We start from the raw sequence: 506 nt of genomic DNA, 5'->3' as shown, positions 1-506 counted from the left end.
CCCTGTTCGACAGCTCTCACATCGATCCCGGTACGCTGCAGGATAATGTCCGGTGTCATGCTGCCACCTTCTGCTCTGCGGCTTTCTGTTTCAGGAATCCAAGAGCTTTTACTGCTTCGGCCTGTGTCAGTTCTGACGATGCACGAATGTCGCGGCGAAATATCTGGGAACAGAGCGGCAATAAGTCGTCATCCCATGTTTTATCCAGGGCGATCAGCAGAGTGTTAATCTCCTGCATGGTTTCATCGTTAACCGGAGTGATGTCGCGTTCCGGCTGACGTTCTGCAGTGTATGCAGTATTTTCGACAATGCGCTCGGCTTCATCCTTGTCATAGATACCAGCAAATCCGAAGGCCAGACGGGCACACTGAATCATGGCTTTATGACGTAACATCCGTTTGGGATGCGACTGCCACGGCCCCGTGATTTCTCTGCCTTCGCGAGTTTTGAATGGTTCGCGGCGGCATTCATCCATCCATTCGGTAACGCAGATCGGATGATTACGG

1 protein-coding gene is annotated in these 506 nt (G+C 52.2%); it reads right to left on the bottom strand.

Translation table 11 applies throughout. The annotated features are described in order from the left end of the window. Positions 1-55: 55 nt before the first annotated feature. A partial coding sequence (locus tag ACFQ2V_RS21255; RefSeq protein ID WP_268200011.1) for a recombinase RecT occupies positions 56-506 on the bottom strand: 451 nt, incomplete at its 5' end.

Source organism: Terrabacter terrigena (genome assembly GCF_042676085.1).
Taxonomy (GTDB): Bacteria; Actinomycetota; Actinomycetes; order Actinomycetales; family Dermatophilaceae; genus Terrabacter; species Terrabacter terrigena.
This window is presented reverse-complemented; position numbering and strand designations above follow the sequence as displayed.